Source organism: Pseudomonadota bacterium (assembly GCA_030860485.1).
GTDB lineage: Bacteria > Pseudomonadota > Gammaproteobacteria > JACCXJ01 > JACCXJ01 > JACCXJ01.
Genome location: JALZID010000116.1, coordinates 1 through 7566 on the forward strand (window position 1 = coordinate 1; position 7566 = coordinate 7566).

The following is a 7566-nucleotide window of genomic DNA, read 5'->3' on the forward strand; positions in this document are numbered from 1 at the left end:
CGAGACCTACTGGGCGTTTCACAAGGCCCAAGAGCAGACGCGCAACCACCTTTCCCGGATGGCGAGCCACGACTTTCGAAAGGCCGCCTGACCCGTCCGCGCGTCGTTCTAAAAGAGCCGCACCCAAAGTTGATTGAGAGGCAGTGAACGAGTTTGTTGCATGCCTCACGAAAATTGAGAACCGACTCCGTTTCTTTCTCGCGCGCGATTCTTTTTCAGCATCCCAACGTCGTCATCGACCCCTTGGAGCCAGTATTCGGCTCGTGATGGGTTTTGATCCATAGCGTTGCGCACGGCGACAGCAACGGTAAAGGAGAAGGCAGCCGATTTCTGTCTCTTGAAATCGCTGACGCAGCTCGCAGAGGGGATGATTTCCGAGTGCCTCGAACGCGGGGCTTGCATGGACCATGCACCCTAAAAGGTAAAGCTGGTGATCAAGAAACTCACCAGAAATACCGAGCCCTTCATTCCAAGGGGATTTGCGAAGGTCTAGCTCTGCCATTTGTTTGAACGCTAACATGAAATGGCGGCCGATCCGTCGCGTTACAAGACGGCGGCCCGCTCACGTGACAAGTGTAGCACACGTCGTATCATCACTTAGCCGCGGCTTTCCCGGGGCCTTGGCGGGGGATATGCCGCGGGTCATTGGGATTGAGGCGGGCGGTATATCGGCGGCCGGGGGCTTCGTCCATGGTGAGGAGATCAAAACCAGGACCGGTGCCGGCGGTTCTTCAAGAGGCATCGGGCAAGCGCGTGAGGGATCTATCGGGCGTCATGAGGGGGCGTAGAACACCATGGGCCTTCCCCCCTCGAGATCCGACGCATCCGCAGACGTGCCGGCACGGGCCATCACCGGCCGTCAGACCGCGGCCGCACCGCCGTCCGCGCGTTGCTATTGCTATTGCACGTCTTGCCCGCGCAACCCTTATTCGTCTAATGCCTTCCCGCCGGCCACCCAGGCCTCGAAGCCGCCGGCGATGTTGCTGACGTTCGAGTACCCCATCCGTTGCAGGGTCTCCGCCGCCAGCGCCGAACGCGCCCCGCTCCGACAGTAGACAAGCACGGGGACCGAGGGGTCCGCCAGCTCGCGGCAGCTCCCGATGCGGAACTCCAGGAGACCGCGCGGGATGTGGATGGCCCCGGGCAGACGGCCTGCCTCCAGCTCCGCGGGCTCGCGCACGTCGATCACCACGGTCCGAGGCTCGCCGAGGTGTTGTTCGGCGGTGTCCGGATCGATCTCGCGGATGTGTTTCTTGGCCTCCTGGACGAGGTCTTGTGCGGTCATGGCCATGGTCTTTTCACCTCCGGCGCAGAGGATGCCACAGCGCGTTCATTGCCTGGCAAATGATTCGTACCAGAGGCACTGGCGCAGGCCGGCTCACAGGGAGACGCGCTTCAAGGCCTTGGCGGCGCCGGCCACGGCCTTGCGTTCCGCAGTCGGCATGGGGATCAGGCCCTTGGCCACGAGATAGCCCTTGTCGCCCCAGGACCGGTCGTCGGTGAACTCGGCGATATATTGCGCCAGACCGGGCACCTTCCCGACGCGATCGCCCTTGACGTAAAAGTAGAGCGTCCGGCTGACCGGGTATTGCTGCGACGTGACGCTGTCGGCACTCGGGGCGACCCCCTCGATCGACACCGCGTCGAGCGTCTTGGAATGAGTGGAGAACTGGTGGTAGGCCATGATCGCGATCGCCCCGGGGCGGGCCGATAGCTTGTCCGCCAGCTTGCCAGGGTCTTGCCGCACATAGGCGCCGTCCTCGCGGATCGTACGACAGAGCGTGTCGAACCGGGCGGCGTCGCGGTCCTTCATGGCGGCGGCCGCCGGAAAACCCACGCACCCGCCTTCCATCACCAGATCGGAGAAGACTTCACGGATTGCGGAGCCCTCGGGCGGCCCGAGCACCTCGATCTCGACATCGGGCAGGACCGGATCGACCTCCTTCCACGTCTTGAATGGATTGCGCACGAATGTCTCGCAGTCCGCGCAGGCCGGATCCGGTATCTCCTTGGCGAGGGCCAGGTACAGGGTCTTGCGCGTGAGCCGCAGCGGCTCCTGTTTTTTCAGGCGCGCCAAGGTGACCGCACCATAGCCGATCTTGACCTCGACGAGGTTTTTAACGCCCGTCGAGCGGCAGAAGTCGAATTCGCGCCGTTCCATACGACGCGACGCATTGACGATGTCCGGAGCATCCGCGCCCGTACCCTCGCAAAACAGCTTGATCCCGCCGCGGCTCCCGGTCGACTCCACCCAGGGCCGTTTCACCTTCTTGGACTTGGCGAGCTTGTCCGCGACGGCATCGGCAAACGGCCGGATCGAATGCGACCCGACGATGTGCAGATACCCGCGCAGATCGGCCGCTTGTACTGGCTGCAGCACGACGGCAGCGACCACGACGGCGACCGAGAAGTGAACACGATAGCTCATGGTATGTCTCACGATCCTGGCCTCAGAAAATAAAGAAACCCGCTCTGGCGAGCGGGTTCCGTGACGGGTACCGGTGAGTAGGCCGGGGACCGTCCGGTTGGTCCCCGGCCGCCGAGACCTCACTCACCCATCCAGATCAGCTCGACACGCCGATTCTTCTGGCGGCCTTCCTCGGTGCTGTTGTCCGCGACCGGATAGTCCTCGCCATACCCCTTGGCGTACAGGTTGTTCGTCACGCCGCGTTCCTTGAGGTAGTCTACCACCGACTGTGAGCGCCGATCGGACAGGGCCAAGTTGTAGTCGGACGCGCCTTCACTGCTGGCATGTCCCTGGACCTCAATGTCCTTCTTCTCAGGAAATACGACCAGTTGATCGGCCACACCGTCCAGGATCGACTTCGCCGTCGCGGTCAGCTCGGCCGAGTCGTACTCGAAGTTGACCCCGTGCAGCTCGATGCGGATCAAACAGCCGGTGTCGTCGACCTTGGCCCCCGTGAGCGTGCCCGGGCATTTATCGATGCAGTCATTCACGCCGTCGCCGTCCGAGTCCCGGGCCGCGCAATCGTCCACCGGCGCCGGCGGCGGCGCCTCCGCGACCGGTTGCGGTTTCGGGCCCAGGGGGACAGCGATCCCCAGGTTCACGACCATCTCGTGCAGCTGATTGGCGGGGGCAGTCTCGCTGTCGGCATTGTAGCGATAACGCACATCGGTCCGAAGCGATGTGCCGTGGTCGTCGAGCTCGTACTGAAGGCCACCGCCGGCTTCAGCGGTGAAGTGCAAGTTGGCCCCGCGCCGATCGCTGTCGGTGTTCAGGCCCATGGCGCTGACGACCGCATAGGGCGATAGCTGGCCGCGCCACGGGAACACCAGGGCATCCAAACCCCCGCCATACTCATCCACGTCGCCGCTGCCGCCGAACCCGTCGCTCTGGAGGTTGTCATAGACCCCCTTCAGCTCGAGGTTCAGATACCGGTTGATGATCTTACCGACCGCGAGCCCCCCGCCCCAACCCTCGGAGGTGTCGCGATCACCATCGGGTAGGACGAAGGTCCCGAACGGCACCAGATAGAACCGGTTGTCCAGGAACTCTTCCTCCGCACGGACCGCGCCTGCCATCACTACTGCGAGCAGGCCGAACGTCACTAACCATTTATTGCGCGCCATGTGTGTCTCCTCTTTACGACATAAGACGATGTACTATACTACACTGGAACTTGATTCCTACAAATACAGGATAGCAAAACAACAGTTGCAGCGACAGTATCGGCACCGGGCAGCACCCTTGAGCCTCCACGCCCTCGGTCAGAGTGCCTGGGGAACTAGACTTAGGATTCTAGGGCGCCTCCGGCTAGCCGGTCCATCCCAGGCCCGCGGCGATGCAGTTGATCGAGAGCAGCAAAGGGACGAGCCCGCGCTGCCGAGCCTTCGCCGGTGCCTCGCGGAAGCGCCGGATCAACCGCACCTGCTCCCGACCGACCTGGTTGATGATGGACAGGCGCCGCGCGAGGCGGCGCTGGAACCTCGGAAGGCGCGTGCAGAGCGCCGTCGCGCCGCTCAAACCGAGCACCCGCTCGACCGTCTGCCGGTATTCCTCCGCGACCATCCCGTAGACCTCGTCGCGTACGCTCGCACTCGGCACCAGGGCGGCGTACTCGCGCGCGATGGCGAGGTCCACCTGCGCGAGGCACTTCTCGACCTCGTCGATGATGAGCCGGAAGAGCCGCGAGCGCTCGAACAGGCGTTTCAGCAACTGCTCGCCGGCCTCGCCCCGGACCTCGATGAAGCGCGCGATCCCGCTGCCCACGCCATACCAGCCCGGTACCATGTGGCGGTTCTGGGTCCAGGCGAAGACCCAGGGGATGGCGCGCAGATCGGCCAGCGACTTGGCGCCGAAGCGCCGGGCCGGTCGCGATCCGATGTTCAGCAAGGCGAGCTCCTCGACCGGGCTCGCCGCCTGGTAGTACTCGACCAGCCCCGAATGGTCGGCGAGGCGCCGATACGCCGCATAGGCGGCGCCGGAGAGGGCCTCCATGGCCTCGTCCATCTCCGGGTCGGGCGCGAGCGCCGCCTCGGTCGTGGACTTGAGCGAGTGCTCGAGGACGCTGGATGCGAACAGCTCCAGGTGATAGCGCGCGGTCCCGCGGTTCGCGTACTTGGCCGACACCACCTCCCCCTGCTCGGTGATCCGGCAGCGCCCCCCCACCGAGCCCGCGGGTTGGGCCGCGATCGCCCGCCCGGTCGGGACGCCGCCGCGGCTCACCGATCCGCCGCGGCCGTGGAAGAAGGCGATCGGGAGCCCGGCCTCCTCCCCCACCCGCGTGAGCCGCGCCTGGCAGAGGTGCAGCTCCCAGTTGGAGGTGAAGAAGCCGCCGTCCTTGTTGGAATCTGAATAGCCGATCATGACCTCCTGCACCCCGCCCTGCTCGCGCACCGAGCGGCGCACGACGGCCGTCGCCAAGAGCTCGCGCATGATCCCAGGGGCGCGCCGCAGGTCCTCGATGGTCTCGAAGAGCGGCACGACCGGCAAGGTGCAGGCCTCGACCCCCTGGGCATCGACAAACAGGCCGCCGTACTTCGCGAGCACATAGATCCCGAGCACATCCGCGACCGACCGGGTCATGCTCAGGACGAAGCCACCGAAGGTGTCGCGGTCCACAGCCGCACGCATCTCCGCCACGAGACGAAAGGTGGCGAGCGTCGACCCCGCCTCGGCATCTAGTCCCTGGAACTCCGGCAGCGCGGGCAGGGGCCGCGCCAGCTCCGTTTGTAGCCAGTGACGCGACAGGGTGGAGCCCACGGCCGGCGATGGTTGCAGCGAAGCTCGATGGAGCGCCTCCAGGGTGCGATTGATGACCGTGGAATTCTCGCGCAGGTCCAGGCGCACGGTGCGGAAACGGAACGCCTCGACCTCTCGGCGCACGGGACGCACGAGCGCCCGCCCGAGCGCCCCGCAATCGGCGTCGGCCAGCCCTTGCTCCAGGGTCTTCAGGTCATCGGCGAGGGCATCGGCGCTGCGATAAGCCCAGGCCTCGGGTGGGTTCCCAAGCGCGGCTTCGAGCTTTTCCAGCATCGAGAACGCGAGCTGTCGAAACACCTCGCCGGGGTTGCGGCGGGCGATCGCCTCGCCGTCGGGGAGATGCGCAAGGTGCCCGGCCAGGCTCACCGCGAAGGACGCCGGCACCGTGATCGCGTGCTCCGCGATGCTGAGTGAGCGGACCAGGTCCAGCAGCCGGGCCCGGTACCGCTTGAGGCTCGCCGCGCGGTTCCTGAGGACCGTGTCGAGAGTCACCGCATTGGTCACGAAGGGATTGCCGTCCCGATCGCCGCCGATCCAGGACCCGAACTGCAACAACGGGGGGAGGCGGAAGGCGTGACTGGGATAGTGGGACTCGAGCGCAGCTTCGAGCTTGGCCATGACCTCGGGGACCTGTGCGAACAGGGCTTCCTCAAAGAAATGCAGCCCCCAGGCGACCTCCTGCGCGACGGTGGGCCTTTCGAGCCTGAGCTCCCCGGTCAGCCATAAAAGCTCGATCTCGTTGCGCAGGGCATCGATACGCGCGCGGCGTTCCCTGGGTGTCCAGCGCGGCGTCTCGAGCTCCACCAGGCGCAGATAGATGCGCCGGTGGATCTCGAGGACCGTGACGCGCTTGGCCTCGGTGGGATGCGCGGTCAGGACCGGCCGGATGCGGGCGTCTCGCAACAGCGCCTGAATCGCCTCGGCCGGAACGCCCGCCCGCGCCGCCTCGCAAAGCACATGGGCGAAGGTGCCCGGGACCTCCTCCGGACCGCGCTCGGCCTCAGTGTGGCGCAAGCGCCGCATGGTCGCGTTCTGCTCGGCGAGGGCGATGAGCTGGAACCAAATCCCGAAGGCCTGGAGGCCACGGAGCAAGAGGTCCTCGCGCCCCGCCGGGATAGGCGCCTCGCCGCGCAAGACGGGTTCTATCTCCGGCTGCCGGCGCCGCACGACAGCGCACAGGAGCCCGAACAAGGTGTCGAGCACCTCGCGGGCATAGCGGACCGCCTCTCGCGATTCGGGTGTTTCCGGTACAGTATTCGTCATCCCCGATCCTCGCTTCGCTCATCCGGATGGCCCGGCGGGGCTGAAAACAGCGGCGCTCGTGGCACTATCTGTTTCAAATCAAGCCATTGTGTAACATGATAAAAATAAAGTGTAACGCATAGGGCATGGGATTTCACCGCCTCGTAGGGCCGGCAGGTGGTGCCCGGCATGAATTCGCGGGTTCGCGACGATGACGCCCTGCTTGCCGAGGCAGGGTGCGACGACGTTGATACGACCGTCCTGCTGGAGGAGCTGCTCCAGAGCATGAACGATGCGTCTTTCCGTCCGGCCCGCCCGAGCTTCTGGGAGGCCTTCCAGTACTGGCTGACGCTCGGCTTCATCAGCTTCGGCGGGCCGGCGGGCCAGATCGCCATCATGCACCAAGAGTTGGTGGAGAAGCGGCGCTGGATCTTCGAGCACCGCTTCCTGCACGCCCTGAACTACTGCATGTTGCTGCCCGGCCCCGAGGCCCAGCAGCTCGCCATCTACATCGGTTGGTTATTACATCGGACCTGGGGCGGCATCGTGGCGGGGACGCTGTTCGTCCTGCCCTCGCTCGTGTTCCTTATCGTTCTGACCTATATCTACGTCACGTTCGGCGATGTCGTGTGGGTGCGAGGGGTATTCTCGGACATCAAGCCGGCGGTCGTGGCCGTGGTCCTCTACGCCGCCTGGCGCATCGGCTCGCGCCCGCTCAGGAATAAGGTCCTGTGGGGCCTCGCGGCAGCCTCGTTCCTCGCCATTTTCGCCTTGGGCGTGCCCTTTCCTTATATCGTGGTGGCGGCGGGCATCCTGGGCTACATGGGCGGCCGCCTGGCCCCGGACAAGTTCAGGGTGGGCGGGGGACAGGGGCATCGGACCAGGCCTACGGCCCCGCCCTCATCGATGACGAACTGCCCCCCTCCCCCCGCACGCCAAGTTCCGGCCCTAACGCCTCGCGGCCCTCATCGGGTGGTTCCTGGCCCTGTGGGGCGCGGCCATGGTCCTCGTGCCGGCCGGTACCCTGCGCGATATGGGCGCGTTCTTCACCAAGGCAGCGCTCTTCACGTTCGGCGGCGCCTACGCGGTGTTGCACTGTC

Annotated in this window: 4 protein-coding genes and 1 pseudogene; 1 reads left to right on the forward strand and 4 read right to left on the reverse strand. The window is 65.4% G+C overall.

What is annotated here, in order from left to right; translation table 11 throughout:
* Positions 1 to 925: 925 nt before the first annotated feature.
* The 4 genes from M3461_06745 to M3461_06760 form a co-directional block, all read right to left on the reverse strand.
* Complete coding sequence (locus tag M3461_06745) at positions 926 to 1291, reverse strand: rhodanese-like domain-containing protein (protein ID MDQ3774073.1); 366 nt, start codon at positions 1289 to 1291, stop codon at positions 926 to 928.
* An 87-nt stretch (positions 1292 to 1378) separates the two neighbouring features.
* The gene (locus tag M3461_06750; protein MDQ3774074.1) at positions 1379 to 2428 is read right to left on the reverse strand and encodes a substrate-binding domain-containing protein; all 1050 of its coding nucleotides are present in this window, start codon (positions 2426 to 2428) and stop codon (positions 1379 to 1381) included.
* A gap of 119 nt (positions 2429 to 2547) precedes the next feature.
* Entirely contained in the window at positions 2548 to 3591 is a 1044-nt protein-coding gene (locus M3461_06755) for an OmpA family protein (GenBank protein MDQ3774075.1), read from the reverse strand.
* Between the two features lie 184 nt (positions 3592 to 3775).
* A complete protein-coding gene (locus tag M3461_06760) occupies positions 3776 to 6487 on the reverse strand; it encodes a phosphoenolpyruvate carboxylase (protein MDQ3774076.1) in 2712 nt (903 codons plus the stop codon).
* Between the two features lie 264 nt (positions 6488 to 6751).
* On the opposite strand from M3461_06760, the pseudogene M3461_06765 reads away from it, so the two are divergent.
* A pseudogene (locus M3461_06765) lies at positions 6752 to 7566 on the forward strand (chromate transporter).